This is a genomic window from Nonomuraea fastidiosa (genome assembly GCF_042751225.1).
Lineage (GTDB): Bacteria > Actinomycetota > Actinomycetes > Streptosporangiales > Streptosporangiaceae > Nonomuraea > Nonomuraea fastidiosa.
On the sequence record NZ_CP170570.1, the window covers coordinates 7,029,465 to 7,053,136 of the forward strand.

The 23,672-nt window shown below is 73.4% G+C and carries 21 protein-coding genes and 1 pseudogene; 14 read left to right on the forward strand and 8 right to left on the reverse strand.

Annotated elements, in window-relative coordinates:
* Positions 1-5 precede the first annotated feature (5 nt).
* Positions 6-1,448, forward strand: coding sequence for a M81 family metallopeptidase (locus ACFMQL_RS32165; protein ID WP_364052424.1), 1,443 nt, complete (start codon positions 6-8; stop codon positions 1,446-1,448).
* 3 nt (positions 1,449-1,451) lie between these two features.
* On the opposite strand, the gene ACFMQL_RS32170 is transcribed toward ACFMQL_RS32165, so the two are convergent.
* The 8 genes and pseudogenes from ACFMQL_RS32170 to ACFMQL_RS32205 form a co-directional block, all read right to left on the reverse strand.
* On the reverse strand, positions 1,452-1,931 hold the full coding sequence (locus ACFMQL_RS32170) for a MarR family transcriptional regulator (protein ID WP_364052421.1): 480 nt from the start codon (positions 1,929-1,931) through the stop codon (positions 1,452-1,454).
* Positions 1,928-3,406 (reverse strand): MFS transporter, encoded by a 1,479-nt coding sequence (locus ACFMQL_RS32175; protein WP_364052418.1) that lies wholly within the window; start codon positions 3,404-3,406, stop codon positions 1,928-1,930. The genes ACFMQL_RS32170 and ACFMQL_RS32175 overlap by 4 nt, the downstream gene beginning before the upstream one ends.
* 65 nt (positions 3,407-3,471) lie before the next feature.
* Positions 3,472-4,239, reverse strand: a complete 768-nt coding sequence (locus tag ACFMQL_RS32180) for an alpha/beta hydrolase family protein (RefSeq protein ID WP_378788512.1) — start codon at positions 4,237-4,239, stop codon at positions 3,472-3,474.
* The gene (locus ACFMQL_RS32185; protein ID WP_378788514.1) at positions 4,200-4,670 is read right to left on the reverse strand and encodes a hypothetical protein; all 471 of its coding nucleotides are present in this window, start codon (positions 4,668-4,670) and stop codon (positions 4,200-4,202) included. Before ACFMQL_RS32185 ends, ACFMQL_RS32180 begins: the two co-directional genes overlap by 40 nt.
* A 74-nt stretch (positions 4,671-4,744) precedes the next feature.
* On the reverse strand, positions 4,745-5,371 hold the full coding sequence (locus ACFMQL_RS32190) for a hypothetical protein (protein WP_364057587.1): 627 nt from the start codon (positions 5,369-5,371) through the stop codon (positions 4,745-4,747).
* A gap of 409 nt (positions 5,372-5,780) precedes the next feature.
* A pseudogene (locus ACFMQL_RS32195) lies at positions 5,781-6,101 on the reverse strand (ATP-binding cassette domain-containing protein); the annotation flags it as partial.
* A 145-nt stretch (positions 6,102-6,246) separates the two neighbouring features.
* A complete protein-coding gene (locus ACFMQL_RS32200; protein ID WP_378788515.1) occupies positions 6,247-6,639 on the reverse strand; it encodes a GntR family transcriptional regulator in 393 nt (130 codons plus the stop codon).
* Positions 6,640-7,588: 949 nt separating this feature from the next.
* Positions 7,589-7,879, reverse strand: coding sequence for a group 1 truncated hemoglobin (locus ACFMQL_RS32205; protein ID WP_364052406.1), 291 nt, complete (start codon positions 7,877-7,879; stop codon positions 7,589-7,591).
* Positions 7,880-8,219: 340 nt separating this feature from the next.
* Here ACFMQL_RS32205 and ACFMQL_RS32210 point away from each other — a divergent pair, with 340 nt between their 5' ends.
* From ACFMQL_RS32210 to ACFMQL_RS32270, 13 genes are all read left to right on the forward strand, one after another.
* Complete coding sequence (locus ACFMQL_RS32210) at positions 8,220-9,491, forward strand: cytochrome P450 (protein ID WP_378788518.1); 1,272 nt, start codon at positions 8,220-8,222, stop codon at positions 9,489-9,491.
* A gap of 113 nt (positions 9,492-9,604) precedes the next feature.
* Positions 9,605-11,026 (forward strand): aldehyde dehydrogenase family protein, encoded by a 1,422-nt coding sequence (locus tag ACFMQL_RS32215; RefSeq protein WP_364052400.1) that lies wholly within the window; start codon positions 9,605-9,607, stop codon positions 11,024-11,026.
* Between the two features lie 21 nt (positions 11,027-11,047).
* On the forward strand, positions 11,048-12,121 hold the full coding sequence (locus ACFMQL_RS32220; protein WP_364052397.1) for a Zn-dependent alcohol dehydrogenase: 1,074 nt from the start codon (positions 11,048-11,050) through the stop codon (positions 12,119-12,121).
* An 83-nt stretch (positions 12,122-12,204) separates the two neighbouring features.
* Positions 12,205-13,683: an MFS transporter gene (locus ACFMQL_RS32225; protein WP_378788520.1), complete on the forward strand. Its 1,479-nt coding sequence runs from the start codon at positions 12,205-12,207 to the stop codon at positions 13,681-13,683.
* A complete protein-coding gene (locus tag ACFMQL_RS32230; protein ID WP_378788522.1) occupies positions 13,680-14,366 on the forward strand; it encodes a CehA/McbA family metallohydrolase in 687 nt (228 codons plus the stop codon). The genes ACFMQL_RS32225 and ACFMQL_RS32230 overlap by 4 nt, the downstream gene beginning before the upstream one ends.
* 137 nt (positions 14,367-14,503) lie before the next feature.
* Positions 14,504-16,378: an ATP-binding protein gene (locus tag ACFMQL_RS32235; protein ID WP_378788524.1), complete on the forward strand. Its 1,875-nt coding sequence runs from the start codon at positions 14,504-14,506 to the stop codon at positions 16,376-16,378.
* 16 nt (positions 16,379-16,394) lie between these two features.
* Positions 16,395-17,546: an exonuclease SbcCD subunit D gene (locus ACFMQL_RS32240; RefSeq protein WP_378788525.1), complete on the forward strand. Its 1,152-nt coding sequence runs from the start codon at positions 16,395-16,397 to the stop codon at positions 17,544-17,546.
* Positions 17,546-20,230 (forward strand): SMC family ATPase, encoded by a 2,685-nt coding sequence (locus ACFMQL_RS32245; RefSeq protein WP_364052382.1) that lies wholly within the window; start codon positions 17,546-17,548, stop codon positions 20,228-20,230. Before ACFMQL_RS32240 ends, ACFMQL_RS32245 begins: the two co-directional genes overlap by 1 nt.
* The gene (locus ACFMQL_RS32250) at positions 20,227-21,222 is read left to right on the forward strand and encodes a hypothetical protein (RefSeq protein ID WP_378788528.1); all 996 of its coding nucleotides are present in this window, start codon (positions 20,227-20,229) and stop codon (positions 21,220-21,222) included. The genes ACFMQL_RS32245 and ACFMQL_RS32250 overlap by 4 nt, the downstream gene beginning before the upstream one ends.
* A gap of 321 nt (positions 21,223-21,543) precedes the next feature.
* Positions 21,544-22,431: an SseB family protein gene (locus tag ACFMQL_RS32255; protein WP_364052376.1), complete on the forward strand. Its 888-nt coding sequence runs from the start codon at positions 21,544-21,546 to the stop codon at positions 22,429-22,431.
* Positions 22,428-22,835, forward strand: a complete 408-nt coding sequence (locus ACFMQL_RS32260; RefSeq protein ID WP_364052373.1) for a hypothetical protein — start codon at positions 22,428-22,430, stop codon at positions 22,833-22,835. Before ACFMQL_RS32255 ends, ACFMQL_RS32260 begins: the two co-directional genes overlap by 4 nt.
* A 90-nt stretch (positions 22,836-22,925) precedes the next feature.
* The gene (locus ACFMQL_RS32265; protein ID WP_378788530.1) at positions 22,926-23,330 is read left to right on the forward strand and encodes a YbaB/EbfC family nucleoid-associated protein; all 405 of its coding nucleotides are present in this window, start codon (positions 22,926-22,928) and stop codon (positions 23,328-23,330) included.
* Positions 23,327-23,671, forward strand: coding sequence for a hypothetical protein (locus ACFMQL_RS32270; protein ID WP_364052367.1), 345 nt, complete (start codon positions 23,327-23,329; stop codon positions 23,669-23,671). The genes ACFMQL_RS32265 and ACFMQL_RS32270 overlap by 4 nt, the downstream gene beginning before the upstream one ends.
* The last annotated feature ends 1 nt before the right edge of the window (position 23,672 follow it).

The window sequence follows — 23,672 nt, forward strand, 5'->3', positions numbered from 1 at the left end:
GCACCGTGTCCCTGCGCATCGCCATCTGCGGCATCCACATCGAGTCCAGCACGTTCTCGCCGCACCTGAGCGGCACCGCCGACTTCGACGTCACCCGAGGGCAGGCCCTGCTGGGCCGCTACGACTGGCTGGAGCAGCCGTGGGCCGCCGAAGTGGAGTGGGTGCCGCTCGTGCATGCCCGCGCCTTGCCCGGCGGCGCCGTCGAGCCCGCCGCGTACGACGCCTGGCGCGAGGAGATCGTCCAGGGCCTCGGCCAGGGCACGTTCGACGGCGTGCTGCTGGACATCCACGGCGCGATGAGCGTCGTCGGCCGCGAGGACGCAGAAGGCGACCTCATCACCGCCATCCGCTCCGTCATCGGCCCCGAGCCGCTGGTGTCGGCCGCGATGGACCTGCACGGCAACGTCTCCCACGTCCTGTTCGGCGGCTGCGACCTGCTCACCTGCTACCGCACCGCGCCCCACGTGGACGTCTGGGAGACCCGCGAGCGCGCCGCCCGCAACCTCGTCGAGGCGCTGCACCGCCTGCGCGCCGGCGAAGGACGGCCGCACAAGTCGCTCGTGCACGTGCCGATCCTGCTGCCCGGCGAGATGACCAGCACCCGCGTCGAGCCCGCCCGCGGCCTGTACGCCCGCATTCCCGAGGTCGAGTCCAGGCCCGGCGTGATCGACGCGGCCATCTGGATCGGCTTCGCCTGGGCCGACGAGCCGCGCTGCACCGGCGCCGTCGTGGCCACCGGCACCGACGCCGCCGCCACCGAGCAGGCCGCCCGCGAGCTGGCCCAGGCGTTCTGGGACGCCCGCGACGACTTCGCTTTCGTCGCGCCCACCGGCACCATGGACGAATGCCTCGACGCGGCGCTGAAGGAGGGCGCGGCCCGGCCGTACTTCATCAGCGACTCCGGCGACAACCCCGGCGCGGGCGGCGCCGACGACGTCACCTACGCCCTGTCGCGCCTGCTGGCCAGGCCCGAGATCCGCGACGGTTCCGTCCGTGCCGTCTACGCCTCGCTCTTCGACCCCGAGGCGGTGGCGCTCATCGGCCACCTGCCGGTGGGCTCTTCGGTCAGGGTGCGCGCCGGCGGCCGGGTGGACACGCGCCCGCCGGGCCCGATCGAGCTGGAGGGCACGCTGGAGGCCGTGGCCGACGACCCCGACGGCGGCCGGGTGGTGAGCGTGCGGGTCGGCGGGCTCAGCGTCTTCCTCACCTCGCGGCGCATGCAGTACCGGCTGCTGGAGTCGTACCGGCGGCTGGGCGTGGACGTCGCCGATGTGGACGTCGTCACCGTGAAGATCGGCTACCTGGAGCCCGAGCTGTACGAGGCCGCCGCCGGCTGGATGCTGGCGCTCACGCCTGGGGGCGTGGACCAGGACCTGCACCGGCTGCCGTACCGCAGGCTCAACCGTCCCATCTTCCCGCTCGACGCGGACGCGACGCTCACGCTGTAGCGCTCACCGCTGATCGGCGGGAGCGCGGAGCTTGGCCATGATGCGGTCGAGCTCGGCCAGGTCGTCGGGACCGAGAGCCAGCAGGGAGCGCGGCGGCCGGGCCATGATCCGCTCGGCCTCCTCGGCGGCCGCCGTCCCCGCCGGGGTGAGTGTGACGATCTTGCTGCGCCGGTCCTCGGGGGAGACGCTGCGGGTCACGTAGCCGCGCCGCTCCAGGTCGTCCACCATCAGGCTCGTGTACGGCTTGTCGGTGGCGAGGTCGGCGGTCAGCTCCCGCATGGTCATCGGCCCGGACGACAGCAGGTGGCGCAGCGCCTTGACCCGGTAGAAGCTCATGCCGAGGGCGTCGGCCACCTCCTTGCGGCGGTTCTCCTGCCGCAGCACGAGGTCCTGCATGGCGGCCCAGACCCGGCTCACCGCCTCCTGGCCGTGCTCGTGACCCTGCCGCTCGTCGGAGGGCTCGCGGTCCGGGGTGTCGGTCATGACGTGGTCGCCGTTCTGTCGGGGGAGTGGGCGAGCCGTTCGGCGGTGCGCGTGGCGCTGCGGCGGGCCCAGCCGGTCGTGGTCAGGATAGCGAGCAGCACGATCGCCGAGCCGCACCCGGTGACGATCCACCAGCCGATGCGGCTGGCCTCAGGGAAGTGGGTGGCGAACGGTCCCGCCACCGCCGAGGTGACCAGCGAGCCGATGACCGCGACGCCGAGCGTCTGCCCGATCTGCCGGCTGGTCGAGGTCACCGCCGCCGCCACTCCGGCCTGGGCGCGCGGCATGCCGGAGACGGCGGTGTTGGTGATCGGCGCGTTCAGCATGCCGAAGCCCAGCCCGAACAGCACGTACGCGGCCATGAGCCGCCAGAGCGGGGTGCCGGCCGCCAGCCCCGTCATGATCAGGCCGCTGGCCCCGATGGTGATCCCGGCGAGCAGCAGCGGGATGCGGGTGCCGGACGCGGCCACGATCCGGCCCGAGAGCGGCGAGCAGATCACGGTCAGGCCGGCCATGGGCAGCGTGTAGAGGCCGGCGTGCAGGGCGGACAGGCCCAGCACGTTCTGCAGGTAGAGGGTGTTGACGAAGAGGAAGCCGCCGAAGGCGGCGAACCCGCACACGGCGGTCACGGTGGCGCCCGCGAACGGCACGCTGCGGAAGAACCGCAGCTCGATCAGCGGCTCCTCGGTGCGCAGCTCGTAGCCGATCAGGCCGGCCAGCGCCAGCGCCGCCACCGCGAAGCAGCCCAGCGTGCGCGGCGATCCCCAGCCGGCGGCCGGCGCCTCGATCAGCCCGTACGTCAGCGTCACCAGCATCACGATGACCAGCACCTGACCCACCGGGTCCACCCGGCGCGGGCGCGGCGCGCGCGACTCGGGCACGAACAGCGCGCACAGCACGAACGCGGCCACCCCCACCGGGATGTTGATCCAGAAGATCGACTGCCAGCCGACCGCGCCCACCAGCGAGCCGCCCACGAGCGGCCCCAGCGCCATGCTGACGCCGCTCACGCCACCCCACACGCCGATGGCCCGCGCCCGCTCGCGCGGCTCGGTGAACGTGTTCGTGATGATCGACATGGCGACCGGGTTCAGCATCGACCCGCCTACGGCCTGCACGGCCCGCGCCGCGATCAGCCAGCCCAGGCCGGGCGCGAGCGAGCACAGCAGCGAGCCCAGCGTGAACAGCGTCAGCCCGGTCTGGAACGTCCGGCGCCGCCCGATCCTGTCGGCGGTGGAGCCGGACAGCATGAGCAGGCCGGCCAGCACCACCGTGTAGGCGTCGATGATCCACTGCAGGCCGGAGACGGAGGCGTTGAGATCGCGCCGGATGGAGGGCAGCGCGATGTTCACGATCGTGACGTCCAGGCCGACGATGAACAGGCTCATGCAGCAGATGGCCAGGACGAGCATCCGCCGCCGGGGGCTGAGCACGGGGGTCACGGCCGTGGGGGAGGACCGATCAGTTATAGGCACACAACGATTATATTCGCGTAACTAAAGATTCGTCCCAGGTGGGGGATGGTCGACGGCCTTGGACGCTACCGGCAGGTTCTGCTCTCCGGCGCGCAGTGCTTGATCTCGGGGTAGCCGGGCGACGGCCTGTCGAGCAGCGGCCGGTGCCCCCTGCGCAGGTGCCGGTCAAGGAAGGCCGTCACGTAGGCGCGGGTGACCGCCATGGCGCGGGCGCCGGAGATGCCGGCGCTGGCGTCGAGACCGAGCTGATCGACCAGCACGCCGAGGTCCGTGAACGACAGGTGCTCCGCCCCGGTCAGCAGGAGCCGGCGCTTCCACCCGGTGAGCCGCTCCCAGTCCCGCTCCCACGTGGCGGCGGCGGCCTCGCCCTGCCCGGGTGTGTAGGTGGACGGCTTGCCGAGGAACACGAACGGCCGCGACAGCCCGCCCTCCGGGATCGCCATGTCCGTGGTGCCGTCGATGTCGATGCCGGCCCGTACGCGGGAGTCGCTCAGCAAGGCCGGGATCGTACCGGCCCCGCCGACCGAGTGACCGGCCATCGCGATCCTGGACGGGTCGATCAGGCGGGCGCCCTTCCACGCCGCCCGCGGCCCGGTGAGCCGGTCGAGCACGAACGACACGTCGCGCGCCCGGCTCTTCACAAGGCCCACCCACCACTCGGGGGTCTTCTCGATCTCGCAGGTGACGCACGTGGTGACGCGCCCGTCGGGGAAGGTCATCGCGATGCTCTCGTAGGTGTGATCGATCGCGGCCACCACGTACCCTCTGCTCGCCAGCTCCTCGGCGAGCCCGGTCAGCTCCGAGCGCGGCTTGCCGTGGCCGGGGGAGAGCACGACCAGCGGCAGCCCGCGCTCGCACCCGGCCGGGCGGGCGTCGGTGTAGGCGTGAGTCCTGGTCGTGCTGAGGATGCCGGGAGGAACGCTGGTGATTTCCCGTCCTTCAGCAGCAGGTCGGACTCCTTGGGCGTCATGTACTGCGCGCGGTGGCGGCCCGGCGACTTCGCCGGGTACCAGACCGACACCATGAGCTCGCGGTACTTCACGCTCGGCAGCCACGGGTCAGGACATGAGGTGTCCTTCAGGTGCAGGGCCGTGAAGCCCACCGGGCTGGAGCCGGTCGGCGCGGGCAGGGCCGGGGCGGCGGCCGTGGCCTGGGCGGGGGTCGTGTTCACGGCCGGGGTCATCAGGGCGAGCAGCCCCGCGACGACGGCCGCGCCGCGCTGGAACCGGGTGCGGGCATGACTCATGACGGTGTCCTTTCTCATGGGGTACTTCTTCGGGGCGTTTCATGGCAGGGGTGAGCGCCCCCGTGACCCGGGGGTGCGTCACAGGGGAGGGGTCAGGGCAGGCGGTGGCGGGTCCACCAGAGGCAGAAGCCGGTGAGCAGGGCGGTGGCGGTCAGGAAGAGCGCGGTCTCCGCCCATTGGAGCGGCCAGAAGCGGCCGGCGGGGTAGTACGTGATCCGCTGCTGGTAGCCGTGGTCGGCGAGCTCGTCGAAGCACGCCTCGATGGCCGGTACGTCGAGTCCCGTCCGTACCGGTCGATCCGACCCAGGTGGCGGCGGCGCGCAGCGACGCACCCAGTCGGGCAGGGCGGCGACCGTGCGGCCGGACGCGTCCACGGTCTCGTTGACGACGACCCAGGCTCCCGGCGGTCCCGCCACGGGCACCGCGACCCGCACCAGCGCGAAGACCGCGACGGTGACCGCCATCGCCGGCACGGTGCGGCGGACGACGGCACCGGCGGCGATGCCGGGCACGAACGCGAAAGCGGCGTAAGCCATGGGCGCCACGCCGCGCGCGCCGAAGAGCCGCGGATCGACACGCGTGAGGAGCTCGACGCTTCCCGCGCCGACGGGCAGGGCGGTGACGTCGGGCCACCACGTCGTCTCCGCCGTGTCCGCGATCGTGTCGAGAGGACCGGCCCACCAGGTGACCGCCAGGCTGAGCAACTCTGATGCGGCCACGGCCGCCAGGCCGACGACCGCCAGCTTGGTGACCAGCCAGCGGGTACGGGTGACGCGTACGGACGACCAGCGTCGTCTGCCGCTCGGTGTGCGCGGCGGTGACCACGTGCTGGTCGGCGGGCAGCCTGGCGGGGTAGCGGCGGGGACCGCTGAGCCGGTGGTGCACCGCCAGCAGCTCCTCGACCTCCCCTTCGACCCTGATCCGGCCGCCGGCCAGCACCACAACGCGATCGCAGACGCGTTCAAGATCGGTGATCAGATGGGAGGAGAGCACGACGCTGAGTCCGTGCTCCGCGACCGCCTCCATGAGATCCTGCAGGAACTCGCGGCGGGCGAGCGGGTCGAGCGTGGCGACGGGCTCGTCGAGGAGCAGCAGCTCAGGCCGCTTGGCCAGGCCCAGCGTGAGGGCGAGCTGGGCGCGCTGGCCGCCCGACAGCTTGCCGGCCCGCTGCCCGGGGTCCAGGCCGAGGCGGGCGATCCTGTCGCGGGCCAGGGCGTCGTCCCAGCCGGTGTTGAGCCGGGCGCCGAGGCGGAGGTGGTCGGCGACGGTCAGCGCGGCGTAGACGGGGGCGTCCTGGGCGACGTAACCGACCTTGGCGAGCTGGCCGGCACCGCTGCCGGGGCGGCCGCCGCACACCTCGATCGTGCCCGAGGTGGGGGTGAGCATCCCGGCGGCCAGATTGAGCAGCGTCGATTTGCCCGCGCCGTTGGGGCCGACGAGGCCGGTCACGTGCCCGGCCGGGATGTCGAACGTGCAGCCGTCCAGCGCGGTACGCCGTCCGAACCGCTTGGTCAGCGCCCGAGCCCGGATGCTCGGAGCCTGGTCGGTGGTCGTGCCGGCCGTTCCGCCGCTGGGCTGCCTTTGCCTGGCACGGTCACGCTATGTTCTCTTGAGCGACGCCGCGAAAGGTGGTCATGAACAGGGCCTCGATGCTCTCGTCGTCCAGCCCGGCCCTGCGGGCGTCGGCCAGCCAGCGCTGCAACCGCTGCCGCAGCGGGCCGTGCGCGGCCAAGGTGGTGTCGGCCAGCGTCCTGGTCACGAACGTGCCGACACCGGGACGGGCGGCGACCAGCCCTTCGTGTTCGAGCTCCCGGTAGGCCTTGAGCACGGTGTTGGGGTTGATCGCCAGCCGGGACACCAGGTCTTTGACGGTGGGCAGCCGGTCTCCTTCGCGCAGCATGCCAAGGCGTAGCGCGTGCCGTACCTGCTGGACGAGTTGCAGGTACGGCGACAGGCCGGAACGGCCGTCCAGATAGAACTCGATCACGTGACTTCCTCCATTTATCTATATCTATAGCACTTTGGAGGAGGGGTGAAGACCGAGTCCGGATCGAGACGGCACACGCTCCAGCCCGTGAACGGCACTATCAGTGCGAAGGCGCGGTGACCAGGCCGGCCCGCCCGCACCGCACACCCGCGCCCCAGCCCGCGTCCCACCAGATGGGCCGCCGACGACCCCACCGGCACACCCGCCCCTCCTGCGGCGAGGTACGCCCCGAGCACCCAGGCGGGATGCCCCAGCCCGGAGACGCCGGCGTGGCCGCGCCCGTCAGCACGGCGATCCCGTCGAGCCTGCCCATGGTGAGCGCGTCCAGCCGCCACGCGAGCGGGATAGACAGCGGCAGCGCGGCGCGCAGCAGGGTCCGTCGCGATCAACATCGGGCGGCGCCTGACCCGGTCACCCAGGAGCCGGTGGGCAGGCCGAGTACGAGTACCGTGATCGTGGTCGGGGAGCTGAGCAGGCCCACTTCGCCGGGGCGGGCGCGCCGAGAGCGGTCACCGCGAGCAGCGGCAGCTCCACGTACCCGGCCTGCGGCCTGGCCGGCGCGCATCGTACGGGCCGCTACGTCCTCTACGCCCGCACGGCCGTCGCCGAAACCCTGCTGTCCGGCGCCCCTGGAGCCCGCGCGGGCGCTCGTGGGGATGGCGCGGGTGTTCGAGGGAGAGTGTGAGGGGCCGCGGGGATGGCGCGGATGCTCGCGGGGAGGGTGCGAGGGCTCTGGGGATGGCGCGGGCGCTCGTGGGGAGGGTGCGAGGGCTCGCGCTGGAGGCGCGGGCGCTCGTGGGGAGGGCGTGAGGGCTCGTGGGGAGGGTGCGGGCGATCACGGGAGGGACGCACGGAGCGCGGCGGTAGCGGGGGCGACCGCGCTGGGAGCGGTGGGACGGGCCACAGCCCCTGACCGCGACAAGCCCGGCCCGCCGCTCCCAGACACGGCTCAGACCGTGGACACCTCGCCGGCCACGATCTGGTCGCGCAGCGGGGCGAGCGCGCCCGCGATCGTCGCGATGGTCTCCTGCGGCACCCCGCAGTGCGTCAGGGCCCCCGCCAGATGCCCGACCACCGCGTCGAAGTCGCTGCCGGTGATGCCCAGGCCGGCGTGCGCCTGGTCCATCGTCTTGCCCCGGTACTCCTGCGGCCCGCCCAGCGCCGCCGCGACGAAGCTGCGCTGGTGCGCCTTGAGCTTGCCCATGTCGGTGCCGCCGATCTGGTCAAAGATGGACGCCATTGGTGACCTTCCCTCCGGTGCGGATACCAGGAGGGTCACGCCGGGCCGTTCCATCGCCGTGACACACCGGCAATACGCCTGCACCATCGCGCTCACCGAGGTGACATCGGCGTAACGTGGCGCCTTCACGCGGCCGAGCGGACGAAGGAGCCGGCAGGCGCGCAGGCGGACCTGTCCCCCGGGCGCCGGCCGAGGCCCGCACCCGCCGTGGGGCTCTTGACGGGGCAAATGAACGATTTTTTAATTCGCTCAAGGACGTCCCGGAACCGAGACCCAGCACAGACGGGAACGAGGGCATGAAGGTACAGATCGACCCCGGGTCCCCGAGCGGAGCCGTACGATGACCGCCACCGACCGCTTCGGCGAAGAGCTCGCGCAGGCGCGCAAGAACCGCCCCATCGGCACGGCCACCGCCCCGGTCACCGACCCGGTCACGGATTGGGCGACCGACTTCTCCCACGTCGATCCCCAGTGGGCCGCCGATCCCTATCCCATCCAGGATGATCTTCGCGAGCGCTGCCCCATCGCGCACACCGAGCGGTTCGGCGGGGTGTGGCTGCCGACCCGGTACGAGGACATCGCGTCGATCGCCTACGACACCGACCGGTTCTCCTCCCGGGCGATCATCGTGAGCAACGTCCGCCCGCCCAAGGAGCTGGCCCCGGTGGGGGCGGTGCCGCCGATCTCCTCCGATCCGCCGTTCCACCACGATGCCCGCAAGCTGCTGCTGCCCGCGTTCACCAGGTCGGCGGTGGCCAAGCGGGAGGCGGCGACCAGGGCGTACTGCCACGAGCTGATAGACGAGATGCGCGGCAAGGAGGTCGTGGACGCGGCCGCCGACTACGCCCAGCACATCCCGATGCGGGTGATCGCCGACATGCTGGGCTTTCCGCCCGAGGACGGGCCGAAGTTCGCCAAGTTCGTCGAAGCCGCGCTGGAGAGCATCAACCGGCCGCAGGAAGAGCGCGTGGAGGGCTTCGAGAGGCTGACGGACTACCTGGTGGCGCAGATCCACGACCACATCGAGCACCCGCGCGACGACCTCACCACGTACCTGATGAACGCCGAGCTGCACGGCCGCAAGCTCGACCCGATCCACGTGGTGGGCATGATGACGCTGCTGCTCATCGCGGGGATCGACACGACGTGGAGCGCGATCGGGGCCTCGCTGTGGCATCTGGCTAAGACGCCGGCCGACCGGGAGCGGCTGGTGGCCGAGCCGGAGCTGCTGCCGACGGCGATGGAGGAGTTCCTGCGGGCGTACGCGCCGGTCACCATGGCCCGCCTGGTCAAGGAGGACATGACCTGGCGCGGCGTGGAGATGAAGGCCGACGACTGGGTGCTGCTGTCGTTCCCCGCCGCCAACCGGGATCCGCGGCAGTTCGAGCGGGCCGGTGAGGTGGTGATCGACCGCGAGGTGAACCGGCACGTCGCGTTCGGGCTGGGCATCCACCGGTGCGTCGGCTCGCATCTCGCGCGCATGGAACTGCGGGTCGCGCTGGAGGTCTGGCTGGAACGCATCCCCGTGTTCGAGCTGGCCGACCCGGCGGCGGTGACCTGGGCGGCCAGCCAGGTACGCGGGCCCAGGACCCTCCCCGTCCGTATCGGCTGACGGCCCCCACCGGCTGTCGGCCTCCCAGGCTCCACACCGCCGCCCTGGACGGGAACGTATGGCGAATCTAGAATCCGAATCTAGAATTTGCGTCCGTTCCTTGAGGTGGGGTCATGCCGCATCGGATCTATGTCGACGGTGAGTGGGTACAGGCGAGCGGCGGCACGCCGATACCGGTGGTGAACCCCGCCACCGAGGAGGTCTTCGACGAGGTGCCGCGCGGCGGCGTCAAGGACGTGGCCCGCGCGGTCGAGGCCGCTGCCGCCGCCCTGCCCGGCTGGTCGGCCCGGCCGGTCGCCGAGCGGGCCGCCCTCTGCGCGAAGGTGGCCGAGGCCCTGCGGGAACGCGCCGACGAGCTGGCCGACATGATCGTGGACGAGCTGGGCATGCCGCTGAAGCTCACCAAGGCCATCCAGGTGGGCGCGCCCATCCGGACGTTCGCCTCGATGCCGCAGGTCGCCGCCGAGATCGCGTTCGAGGAACGGCTCGGCAACTCGGTCGTGCACCGCGACCCCATCGGCGTCGTCGGCGCCATCACCCCGTGGAACTACCCGCTGCACCAGATCGCCGCCAAGGTCGCCCCCGCGCTGACCGCCGGCTGCACGGTGGTGCTCAAGCCCAGCGAGGTCACGCCGCTGAACGCGTTCGTGCTGGCCGATGTCATGCACGAGGCCGGCGTGCCCGCGGGCGTGTTCAACCTGGTCTCCGGCACCGGGCCCGAGGCCGGGGAGGCGCTGGCCGGCCACCCGCAGGTGGACATGGTCTCCTTCACCGGCTCCACCAGGGCCGGGCGGCGGGTCGCCGAGCTGGCCGCCGCCGGGGTCAAGCGCACCGCGCTGGAGCTCGGCGGCAAGTCCGCGAACGTGCTGCTCGACGATCTCGACGACGCCGCCTTCGAGGACGCCGTACGCAAAGGCGTCGCCGCCTGCTACCTCAACTCGGGCCAGACCTGCTCGGCGCTGACCCGGCTGCTCGTCCCGCGCGAGCGGCTGGAGCAGGCCGAGCGCGTCGCCGCCGACGAGGCGAGCACGTACACGGTGGGCGACCCGCGCGACCCCGCCACCAGGCTCGGCCCGCTGGTGTCGGACGTGCAGCGCGAGCGCGTACGCGACCACCTGCGCTCGGCGGCCGAGGACGGCGCGACCGTGCTCACCGGCGGCCCCGACGCGCCCGACGGCCTGGAACGCGGCTTCTACGTGCGGCCGACCGTGCTCACCGGCGTGACCCCCGAGGCGCGCGTCGCCCAGGAGGAGATCTTCGGGCCGGTCCTGGTCATCCTGCCCTACGACGGCGAGGACCAGGCGGTCAGGATCGCCAACGGCACCGCGTACGGGCTGGCCGCCGGAGTCCGCGGCGCCGACCCCGAGCGCGCCTACCGCGTCGCCCGGCGGCTGCGCGCCGGGCAGATCAGCGTCAACGACGGCGCGCACAACGGCCTGGCCCCCTTCGGCGGCTACAAGCAGTCCGGGTACGGCCGCGAGTACGGCCGCTTCGGGCTGGAGGAGTTCCTCACCACCACGTCCATCCAGCTCTGAAGCACCGGGGGAGAAAGATCGATGCGAGGCGTCATCCTGCGCGAGACGGGCAAGCCGGTCGAGGTCAGCGACGGGCTGGCCATCCGGCCGCCAGGCCCTGGCGAGGTGCGCGTACGGCTGCGGGCCGCCGGCGTCTGCCACTCCGACCTGTCGATGTGCGAGGGCCGGCTGCCCGCCCGGCTGCCGCTCGTGCCCGGCCACGAGGGCGCGGGCGAGGTGGTCGAGCTCGGTCCCGGCGTGACGGGGCCGCCCGTCGGCAGCCACGTCATCCTGTCGTGGATCCCGCCCTGCGGCGGCTGCGCGTACTGCCTGGGCGGGCAGCCCAACCTGTGCACCTCCGTCAGCCCGCCCGCCGAGCCCACGCTGACCGTCGGCGGCGAGCCCGCGTACGCGGGGCTGGGCGTCGGCTGCTTCGCCGAGGAGACGGTCGTGGACGCCCGCGCCGCCATCCCCATCCCCGACGACGTGCCGTTCGAGGTGGCCGCCGTGGTCGGCTGCGCGGTGCTCACCGGCGTCGGCGCGGTGATCAACACCGCCCGCGTGCGGCCCGGCTCGTCGGTGCTGGTGATCGGCTGCGGTGGCGTCGGCGTCAACGTCATCCAGGGCGCCGCGCTGGCCGCCGCCGCGCCCGTCGTGGCGGTGGACCGCGTACCGGAGAAGCTGGCCGCCGCCCGCGCCTTCGGCGCCACCCACACCCTCACCCCCGACGAGCTGCGGGAGGCCGCCAAGGAGCTGACCGGCGGGCTCGGCTTCGACTACGCCTTCGAGGTCGTGGGCCGCTCCGAGACGATCAGGCAGGCGTACAAGTCCACCAGGCGCGGCGGCACCACCGTCGTCGTCGGAGCGGGCAGCGCCGACGACCCGGTCACGTTCAGCGCCGCCGAGCTGTTCGCCACCGAACGCCGCCTGCTCGGCTGTCTGTACGGCTCCGGCGACGTGCGCACCGACTTCGCCCGCCTGCTGCGGCTGTGGCGGGCCGGACGGCTCGACCTGGAGGGACTGATCAGCAGGCGCATCACGCTCGACGGGGTGGGCGAGGCGTTCGAGGCCATGGGTTCAGGGGACGTGATCCGCTCGCTGGTCACGTTCCCATGACCCGGCCGGGAGAACCGGCCCGGGACGATCCAGGGGTACCGGACGACACCGGTGAGCGCGCGCGGCTCCGCTACGCCTGGCGCGTGCTGTCCGTCGTCGGCCTGGCCAGCATCCTCATCGCGCTCGGCAGCAGCTCGCTGAACGTCGCGCTGCCCGAGGTCGTCCGCCACTTCGACGCGGGCGCCGCCGCGGCGAGCTGGATGCTGCTGTCGTTCATGCTGGCCAACACCGTGCTCATGGTGGTGTTCGGGCGGCTTGCCGACATGTTCGGCCGCCGCGCGATGTACCTGTGGGGCCTGGCCACCTACACCGGCGCGAGCCTCCTGCTCGGCTTCGCCCCTGGCGAGTGGTACGTCGTCGCGCTGCGCGTCTTGCAGGCCGCGGGCGGCGCGATGCTGCTGACCAACAGCGCCGCCCTGCTCACCGACGCCTTCCCGCGCCGCCACCTCGGCCGCGGCATGGGCATCTACATCGCCTCCTTCTCCGTCGCCCAGCTCGTCGGTCCCACGCTCGGCGGCTTCCTGACGCACCGGTTCGGCTGGCAGTGGGTGTTCTGGTACAACGTGCCGCTCGGCGTGCTCTGCCTCGTCTGGGGGGCGATCACGCTGCGCCGCACCGCGTCCCGGACGGGGGAGCGCGGCACCGACGTGCCGGGCAACCTGCTGGTGCTGGTCTCGCTCGGCGGGCTGCTGTTCGGGCTGTCGCAGGCCGCGGACTTCGGCTGGACGGACCCGGTCGTGGTGGGCGGGGTGGTGCTGTTCGTCCTGCTCATGCCGGTGTTCGTGGTGGTCGAGCGGCGCAGCGCGCACCCGGTGGTGGACGTACGGCTCTTCGCCGACCGGGTGTTCGCGCTCGACCTGCTGGCCACGTTGCTCAGCACGGTCGGGCGGATGGCGGTGGTGCTGCTCGTCGCGCTGTTCTACCAGGCCGTGCACGGCGAGAACCCGGTCGCGGCAGGGCTGAAGGTGCTGCCGCTGTCGGTCGCCATGATGATCGCGTCGATGAGCGCCGGCCCGCTGCACGCCTGGCTCGGCGCCCGGGTCGTGGGGCTGCTCGGCAACGTCGTCGGCACCGCGGGGCTGGTGGTGCTGCTCGCGTGCCTGTCGCCGGACGTCGGGTACGCGCCCGTCTGCGCCGGCACGGTGCTGGTCGGAGCCGGCGCCGGGATGTTCCTGCCGGCCACCGCCACCGCGATACTCGACCAGCTTCCCTCCCACCGGATCGGCATCGTCAACGCCATGCGGCTCATGGTGCAGAACACCGGCGTCGTGGTGAGCACCGCGCTCGCCCTCTCCCTGGTCACCGGGCCGCTGCCGGCCGCGCTGCGGCCCGCCGTCTTCGCCGGGACGCTGTCGCGGGTGGCCCCCGAGGGGATCGGGGCGCTGATCACCGGGTATCGGATCACGTTCGGGGTGCTCGCCACCGTGTCCGTGCTGGCGGTGCTGGCCTCGCTCGGCGGGCTGCGCCGCCGCGCCCGCCAGGCCGCCGTACCCGCGGGGGAAGAGCCCGCGCCCGCCGCACCCGGGGGTGCGCCGGCATCGCCAGGGGAGCGGAGATCGTGACGCACGTGCCGCCCGCGATCGAGCCGGCGTCACCGCCCGACACCCAGCGGCCCGTGCCCGCCGGATGGGTGCGGGTGGACTGCCACGTGCACACCGTGGCCTCCGGCGACGCGGTCACCACGCTCGACCTGCTCGCCGAACGGGTGGCCGCGCACCGCATCGACGTCGTGTGCCTGACCGACCACAACCACCTGGCGGGCACGGCCGAGGAGCTGTCGCGGGCCGTCGGGTGCCGGGTCGTGCCGGGCGAGGAGATCCGTACGGGGTGGGGCGAGCTGCTCGGGCTGTTCCTGACCGAGCGGGTGCCGTACGTGCTGCCCGCCCGCGAGGCGATCCGGCGCATCCGCGCCCAAGGCGGGCTGGTGTGCGCGCCGCACCCGTACGATCCGGAGCGCTCCGGCCTCGGCGACCGCCTGGAAGAGCTGTGCCGCGACGGGCTGATCGACGCCGTCGAGGTGTTCAACGCCAAGATCGAGGACCAGGAGCACAACAGGGCCGCGCTACGGGCGGCACGGGCGTACCGGCTGCCCGGCACCGCCGGCTCCGACGCCCACGACCCGGACGGGATCGGCGCCGCGTACATGGAGATGCCCGACTTCGACGGCCCTCGGGCGTTCCTGGAGGCGCTGCACCGGGCCCGCCGCTACGGCGAGTACCGCGCGCACGCGCCCCGTTACCGGTGATTCTTTACCTGCTTTTGACCAAATCGGTCCGGCCACCACGCCTCCCTGTCGGCAATGTCACAACAGTGGCAAAAGGCGGCATTGCGGTCGTTAGGATTCTGCGGGAAGTACGTGAACGTCCGGGGCGGGGGAGATCGGTGAGCGAGCAGACGGAGGCGGCGGCCGCCAACGGGTCCACCGGCCACACCTCAGGGCGCGCGACGGCCTCCGGTGGGAATGGGACCGCCGCCGGCGCGACGGCCTCCGGCAGCGGGACGGCCGCCGGCGGGAGGGCCGCCTCGGCGGATGCGGTCGGCCGGGTCCTCGGCACCCACGCCGCCTCCCCGCTGTCGTTCTGGGTGGGGCTGGAGCCGGGCCGCGTCGTCCAGCTCGACGACGTGGTGGTGACCAGGCGCGACACGCCCGACTACGGTCCGGTGCTGGTCGCGGGCGTGGTGTCGGCCGTCGAGGCGCGCCACGAGGGCGCCGGGTTCGACTCCGACGTCTTCCTCATCGCCGACGGCGCGCTGCCCGCCGCCGTGGTCGAGCGCGCGGAGGTGCGCGTCACCCGGGTCGAGCCGGAGGTCTTCGTGCCGCCGCTGCCCGGCGCCCCCGTCTACCGCGCCGCGAGCGGCGACCGCGACCAGGCGCTCTACTTCGACGTCATGGACCGGCGCGTCCCCATGGGCCTCGGCCGCGACGGCCGGCCGATGTACGTCAATTTCGATTTTCTCGACGGCACTCGCGGCGCGCACGTGTCGATCTCCGGCGTTTCCGGCGTGGCGACAAAGACGTCATTCGCCACATTTCTCCTCTATTCGATATTCAATTCCGGCGTGCTGGGCGCGGAGGCCGCCAACACCAAAGCCCTGATCTTCTCCGTGAAAGGCGAGGACCTGCTCTTCCTCGACCACGCGAATACCCGCCTCGACGCCGCCGCGACCGCCCAGTACGCCCGGCTCGGCCTGCCCGCCGGGCCGTTCGGCAGCGTCCACGTGTTCGCGCCGCCGCGCCCCCGCGACCCCAACGGCGTGCCCGACGTCTCGGCCAGGACCCGCGACGTCAGCGCCTACTACTGGACGCTGGCCGAGTTCTGCGCCGAGGAGCTGCTGCGGTTCGTGTTCACCGACGCCGACGACGAGCGTGCCCAGTACTCGCTGCTCGTCGGCCAGGTCGCGGCGCGGCTGCAGGCGTGGGCCGAGCCCGTGGGGGACAGCGGCGCCGTACGCATCCGCCGCCCCGGCGAGGAGGGCGGCCCCGTCTGCCGCACGTTCGGCGACCTGGTGGACGTGATCGGCGCCCAGCTCGCCGACGAGGGCACCCGCGCCGTCTGGACCGGCGCGCCCACCCCGCTGGGCACCGTCAACGCGTTCCTGCGCCGGCTGCGCGGCGCGGTCAGGGCGCTGTCGCCCATCGTGCGCGGTGATCTGCCCGGCGGCCGGCCGCACGGCATCGGCACGTCCGGCGCCCAGGTCTCCATCGTGGACCTGCACAACCTGCCGGATCGGGCGCAGCGGTTCGTGGTCGGCGTGACGCTGCGCGGCGAGTTCGCCCGCAAGGAGAGCGCGGGCACCGCACGCCCGCTGCTGTTCGTGGTGCTGGACGAGCTCAACAAGTACGCGCCGCGCGAAGGCGAGTCGCCCATCAAGGAGATCCTGCTGGATGTGGCCGAGCGCGGCCGCTCCCTGGGCGTGATCCTCATCGGCGCCCAGCAGACCGCGTCCGAGGTGGAGCGGCGCATCGTGGCCAACTGCTCGGTACGCATCGCGGGCCGACTCGACCCGGCCGAGGCCACCCGCCCCGAGTACGGCTGGCTGCCCGCCACCGGCAGAGACCGCGCCACGATCGCCCGCCCCGGCACGATGTTCGTCACCCAGCCCGAGATCCCCGTGCCGCTCGCCGTCACGTTCCCCTTCCCGGCCTGGGCCACCCGTCCCGCCGAAGCCGCGGCGCGGCCCGCTTCGAGCCCGAAGGCCGCCGCCGATCCGTTCGCCGGGCTGCCGGGCGCCGACGACGACATCCCGCCCTTCTAGGTCAGGGAAAGCGCGCATGAAGATCCTGCACACCGCCGACTGGCACGTCGGCAAGGTACTCAAGGGCCGCCACCGCATCGACGAGCACCGCGCCGTGCTGCGCGACCTGGTGACCATCGCCCGTACGGAGGACGTCGACGCGGTCCTCGTGGCCGGGGACCTCTTCGACACCAGCGCCCCCACGCCCGAGGCGCAGGCGCTGGTGCTCAACGCCCTCATGGCGCTGCACGAGGGCGGGCGCCAGGTGGTGGTGCTGGCCGGCAACCACGACAACCCGCACCTGCTGGAGGTCTACCGGCCGGTGCTCGGCAAGATCGGCGTGCACGTCGTCGGCGCGTTCCGGCGGCCCGACCAGGGCGGCACGCTCGCCTTCACCGCACGTTCCGGCGAGCCCGTGCGCCTCGCCGTGCTGCCGTTCCTGTCGCATCGGTACGTCGTACGCGCCGCGGAGGTGCTGGCCGGCACCCAGGCCGAGCACAACCGCGACTACGCCGCCCGCATCGCCGAGCTGGTCGCCGCGCTCACCGCGGGATTCTCCGCCGACACCGTCAACCTCGTCACCACCCACGGCACGCTGCTCAGCGGCCGGTTCGGCGGCGGCGAGCGGCGGGCTCAGTCGATCTTCTCCTACTACTTCGAGCCCACCGCGTTCCCGCCCGCCACCCAGTACGCCGCGCTCGGCCACCTGCACCGCCGCCAGCAGATCGCCGGTCCCTGTCCCATCTGGTACAGCGGCTCCCCCATCGCCGTCGACTTCGGCGAGGAGGACAACACTCCCGGCGCGCTGCTCGTCACCGTCGAGCCGGGCCGTCCCGCCCAGGTCCGCGAGGTGCCCATCACCTCGGCCCGCGCCCTCGCGACCAGGACGGGCACGCTGGAGGAGCTGGAGGCCATGGCGCCCGGCCTGGCCGAGACGTGGCTGCGGGTCGTCGTCACCGAGCCGCCCAGGCCGGGCCTGGCCGAGGCCGTACGCGAGATCCTGCCCACCGCCCTGGAGGTCACCGTCCACGAGCGGTTCCGCCCCGTACGCGACCCCGGCCGCGCCCCGGCGACAGGACCCGCCCGCAGCCCCCGTGACCTCTTCCGCGACTACCTCGCCGCCTCCGGCCGCCACGACGACCGCGTCGCCGCCCTGTTCGACCGCCTCCACGAGGAGGTGACCGGCTGATGCGCCCGCTGCGGCTGCACCTCGACAACTTCGGCAGCTTCCGCGAGCCCGCCACCGCCGACTTCTCCGGCGTCGAGTACTTCGTCCTGGTCGGCCCCACGGGCGCCGGCAAGAGCACGCTCATCGACGCCATCTGCTTCGCCCTCTACGGCACCGTCCCGCGCTGGGGCAAGGAGAACGTCATCGCCCATGCTCTGGCGCCGTCCGCCGTCGCGGCCAAGGTCGCGCTCGTCTTCGAGAGCGCGGGCCGTCGCTACGCCGTCGTACGGGCGCTCAAGCGCGACGCCAAGGGCAAGGTGCACACCGCCGAGGCCCGCCTCGACGAGCTGGACCCCGCCGTGCCCGGCTCGGCCGAGCTGGAGGAGCTGCTGGCCGCCGTCGTCCGGCCCGTCGCCGAGGGCGCCGCCGTCACCGCCGAGGTGCAGCGCATCACCGGCCTCGAATACCGGTTCTTCACCCAGTGCGTGGTACTGCCGCAGGGCAGGTTCGCCGAGTTCCTGCACGCCCAGCCGCGCGAGCGCCAGGACCTGCTGGTGCAGCTTCTCGACGCCGACGTCTACGAACGCATCCGGCAGCGCGCCGTCCAGGAGGAGGCCGCCGCCGCGCAGGCCGCCGGCTTCGCCAGGGAGCGCCTGGCCAAGCTCACCGACGCCGACGAGCAGGCCGAGCGCGCCGCGTCCGACCGGCTCGCCGCGCTGCGCGACCTCGACGGGAGCATCAGGGCCGACCTCGACGCGCTGCGCGGCCACGACGAGGAGCTGCGCCGCCTCGCCGATGAGCGCGACGCGCTGCGCGACCGGCTGGCCGCGCTGACCGCGCTCGCCCTGCCCGCCGACGTGCCCACGCTCGCCGGGAGCGCCCGCGCCGCCACCGACGAGGTGGCCGCGCTCACCGAGGCCGTGGCCGCCGCCGAGGCCGCCGAGCAGCGCGCCGAGGACGCGGCCGCCGCCTGCGACGACCCGGCCGTGCTGCTGGAACGCCTCCAGGCGCTCGACACGTACGAGCGGCTGCTCGCCGACCTCGGCACCGCCGAGTCCCAGGCCGCCGAGACCCGCGCCGCGCTCGAACCCCTCGCCGCCCGCGCCCGCGACCTGGAGGCCGCACTGGCCGAGGCCGAGCAGGCCCGCGACCGGCTGCGCGACGCCCACGCCGGGGCCGACCTGGCCCGCCGCCTCGTCGTCGGCGAACCGTGCCCCACTTGCCTGCAGACCGTCACCGCCCTGCCGCACCACCCGGCCACGGATGATCTGCGGGCCGCCGAGCAGCGGGTCAAGACCACGCGAAAGGAGGCCGAGCAGGCCCGCCGCCGCCACACCGAAACCGGCACCGAGCTGCGCCACCTCGACCGCACCGTACGCGAACTCGCCGCCCGCGCCGCCGAGCTGCGCGGGAAGCTGGCGGCGGTTCTCGGCGACGCCGCCACCACGAGCGGTGCGGATGATGTCGGCGACGCCGCCACGATCGGCCGGGATGGGAGGCCGCGCACCGATGCCGGAGCGCGGGCGGCGGCCGCCGCCGCGGAGGGGGCCGACCCGCAGCCCTGCGAGCGGGCCGCGTCCCCGGTGCCGCCTTCCGGGGCGGAGGCCATCGACGGGGGGCTCGAAGCCGAGCGGATCGCCAAGTGGCGGGCCGGGCTGGAGGAACGGCTGGCGGCGGGGCGGGCCGCGCGGCAGCGGGCGGCCGAGCTGCGGCGGGCCGCGCGCGAGGCCCGCACCGCACTGAACCGGGCCAGAAGCCGCGCCGACGAGCTGGCACGGAGGACCGAGCGGCTCTGGCGCGACCTGGACGCCGCCCGCGACACCGTGGTCCCGCTCGGCGCGCCGCCGCTCGACCGCGCCGACCTCCACCACGCCTGGACGGCCCTGCTCGCCTGGCGCGACGAGGCGGCCGTACGCGAGCGCGCCGCCCTGGAGGAGCAGGAGGCCCGCATGGCCGGGACCGACCGGCAGGCCCGCGCCCTGTGGACGTCGCTGGTCGCCCGCCTCGCCGAGCACGACGTGACCCCGCCGGAAGGCACCGGGGAGCGGGCCGGACGGGCGGGGCCCGCCGCGCGCCTCGGCGAGGCCGTCAGCGCCGCGATCGCCCAGGCCGAGGCCAGGCTCGCCCAGGTCAAGGAGAACCGCGCCACCGCCCGCGAGCTGGAAGAGCGCGTCAGAGCCGAGGAGGAGCGCGCCCAGGTCGCCAAGGAGCTGGCCCAGTGCCTGCGCGCCGACGCCTTCGAACGCTGGCTGTGCACCGAGGCGCTCGACCTGCTCGTCACCGCCGCCTCCGAGACCCTGCGCGAGCTGTCCGACGGCCAGTACGAGCTGGCGCTCGGCGCGCGGAACGAGATCGAGGTCATCGACCACGCCGAGGCGGGGATGCGGCGCAACGCGCGCACCCTGTCGGGCGGCGAGACGTTCCAGGCCGCGCTCGCGCTGGCACTCGCCCTGTCCGACCAGGTCGCCGGGCTGTCGGCGACCGCCGCGCGCAGCCTCGACTCGCTCTTCCTCGACGAGGGCTTCGGCACCCTCGACCCGGCCACACTCGACACGGTCGCCACCACGCTCGAACGCCTGGCCGCCGGCCGCGACCGCATGGTCGGCGTCGTCACGCACGTGCCCGCGCTGGCCGACCGCATCCCGGTACGCTTCGAGGTCAGCCGCGACGCCAGGGGGTCACACCTGTGCAGGACGACCGCATGACGGCCGGGTTCACCGTCGACGCGTGGGACCCCGCCTACTCGGCGGCGCTCGACGCCGAGGCGCTCGCCGAGCTCGACGCCACCAGCGCCGAGCTGGACCTCGACGTCGAGCTGCCCGCCGCCCGGTGGCGGCCGGTCACCCCCGACCCCGCCACCGCGCCGCCCGGCGTGCTGCTGATCGCCGACGGGGTGCGCCGCATCGACGCCCGGCTGTGGACGTACGCCGACGGCGAGCCCGACGTGCTGCCCGGCATCGCGGCCTCGTGCGCGGCCGGGATCGTCCGCTGCGCCCCGGGAACGGGGGCCGCGCCGGTCGCCGTCGAGGTGAGCCGGTCGCTGTTCAGCGCCTCGCCGCACGCGGCCGACGTCGTCACCTCCTCCGCCGCCTACCGCGCACGCAGGGCCCCCGGCTCCGGCCCCGACGAGCTGACCCTGGCCCTGCAGCGCCACCTCACCGAGCTGGAGGTCGGCCTGGCCGTCCGCTACCGGGCCGAGGCGGGGGAGGAGGACCTGCTGCTGGTGGACGGGCCGCTGCGGGGGCGTACGCACCTGCCGCGCACGGTCGGCTACGTCAAGACCCACCACACCGCCTACCTGCCCGCCCCGCAGGCCGCCACCGTGCCGGCGCTGCTGCCCGGCCAGCGCACCCCGGTCTTCCTCATGGGCACGAGCTGGCGCCGCCACACCTGGTACCTTCGCCTGCCCACGACCTCCGACATGCCGTGGGCGGGGATCGTACGCTGCGAGGCGAGCGCCGACCTGCCGCTCGACGACCTCGTACGGCTGGCCGACTCGCTCACCCGCGCCCTGCCGCCGCTCGCGGGCGTCGACTACAAGGACCCGCGCGCCCCGCAGAACCTCGTGCCCATCGGCGGGCTCGAAAAGCTGCTGCGCCACCGCCTCGGCGACGCCCGCCTCCTCTACCGCGCCCTGCGCGCCGCCGCCCGCCAGACCCGCCCCACCTCTCCCCGCACCTCGGTCCCCACCCGCTGACGGGTCGGGCGAAGGGGAGGAAACGGCGCCGGTTCTGTGCCACGTCGCTCCTCACCCGCTGGGATGCGCGGTGGGGGCGGGGCCGGCCGGTGCCGTGCGGCCTCGTCATGCGCTTCGCCGGGGCGCGCGGTGAGGCGTAGGGCCGGCTGCTTCCATGCGGCCTCGTCGTGCGCTCGGCCGAGGGCGCGCGGTGGGGGCGTGGGCCGGCCGCTTCCGCGCGGACCCACCATGCGCTCCGCCGGGGCGCGCAGTGACGCGGCCGGGAAGGGAGCGGCGGGCGAACAGGAACCACAAGGGTTGAGAACGGGACAGAATTGTCGGGTGACCGTCGATGATCACTTTCCGGCCAGCCCCTTCGAGGAGCAGTTGCTGGCGGCCTATCAGGACGGGCAGCAGGCGGCGTGCCTGAGCCTGCTGCGCGAGGCCGACCTGGCGTTGCCGATCACCGCCGCCGCGGCCGCCGGCGCCGAGCGTCCCGCCTGGGCGACCGCCGCCGACGGCGAGCGGACCTGGGTGATGGCCTTCACCTCGGTCGAGGCGATGACGCTGGCCACCGGCGGCGCCGCCACGCACTGCCGGGTCGCGTCGATGACCGAGCTGGCCGCCGGCTGGCCCGACCTGCGCTGGGGGCTGGCGATCAACCCGGGGCTGCCGGTGTCCTTCCTGCTCGAATCCGGTACGGTGGCCCGCCTCGCCGTGCCCACCCTGGAGCAGGACCTGCAGATCGCCCCCGGCTCGGGCGTGCCGGTGGTGCAGAAGCTCATCGCGGCCGCCGACATCCCCGACCTGCTCGCCACGTCCGAGCCGCGCGTGTCGGGCTACTGCCACCACGCGCTCGACGTCTCGCACATCGCCACCCCCGCCGTGCTGGCCGCCGCGCTGAACCAGACCGACATGCTCACCGAGACGGGTTCGCTGAACATGCTGCGCTGGCGTCCCGTCGGCCTCGACCTCTACCGCACGCCGTACGGAGGCACCGACGAGGAGGGGCGGCAGGCCGTGGCGGGCTGGGTCGTGGAGGAGCCGCCGTTCTTCGGCATGGGCCTGGTCCCCAGCGTCGACAACGTCATCCGCGAGTACAAGGTGTACGGCGTGGGCCTGCCGCACGGCGCGGAGATCTGGGAGCTCACCCAGGCCGGCACCGAGTACCGCCGCGCCTTCTACCACGGCGACCTGCGCCGCTGGCTCCTGGTGGGGAGGCGATCATGACGTCGTGGCACGGCTACCGTGCGCGCTGGAACGGCGAAGAATATCCGGTCAGCCCCGAGCCGCACGCGCTGGAGCTCTGGGTACGGCTGCGCAGCGAGACGCCGCGCGACGGCTTCGAGGAGGTCGAGCCGGACTGCCACGTCCGCACGGTCCCGGTGCAGGAGTGCGAGTCGCTGCACTTCGTGACCGTCGTGTGCCGGTGGCGCGACGAGCCCTTCCAGGTGCACGACGAGCGGGACGGGCGGCTGTTGCTCGAATACCTCGGCGGGTCCGCGCTCAAGGCCCGTGACCTGGGACTCGATCGGGTGGAACGCGGCGTGTGGCGGGCCTGGGTGCCGCGCGCGGAGGTGACGGACATGCGGGAGGAGGCGGTGCCCCTCACTTCGAGGTTTCTGAACGTTTAGGTTAAGCCCTTGTTTCCTGGTGTTAATGTGACGGAAACTGACCTCTCAGGCACATGTGGCGTCACATGGTGCAAACGTAGCGAGGGGGTTATGGGGGCTTCCGAACAGCCGGATGTGGCCGCGATGCGGGCATACGCCGACGAGCTGCGTGAGACGTTCACGCGCCTGCAGGAGCAAGGGCTGGAGCTGCACGCCAAGGCCAAGGCCGTGCAGGTCACCGAGACCTCCAGCGACGGCCTGGTCTCCGTCACCGTCGGCCCGCGCGGCGACCTGATCCGCCTCGACCTCGACCCCCGCATCTACCGCCGCCCCGACGCCAGGGCGCTCGCCGACACGATCGCCGCGACCGCGCGCAAGGCCGCCGAGGCCGCCCAGCAGCGGGTCATGGAGATCTTCGAGCCGGTGATCCCGGCCGAGCAGTTCAAGGCGCACCTCGAGGGCGACGTGGAGGCCGCGATGGCCCAGCTCGTCGACGGCATCGGAGGTGACCGGTGATCGAGGACTGGTCGGGCGCGTACGTCTCCAAGACCGTCGTGAACCGCGGCATGTCGGCCTGGTCCACGACCGCCGAAGAGGTCGGCAGGACCCTGCCCAAGCTCGCCGACGACGTGGAGTCGTACCTGAGCACCGCGCCGTGGGGCGGCGGAGCCGAGGGCCAGGCGTTCTACAAGGCCCACTGCGGCGACGGCGGGCCCATCGAGATGGTCCGCCAGGCCAAGCGGCTGGCCGAGCAGATCGTGGACGCCGGCGACCGGCTGCGCGCCGCGATCGACAACACGTTGCAGACGGACGCCGACATCCGGCACGACCTCACCCGCATGGCGCGGGAAGTCTGAG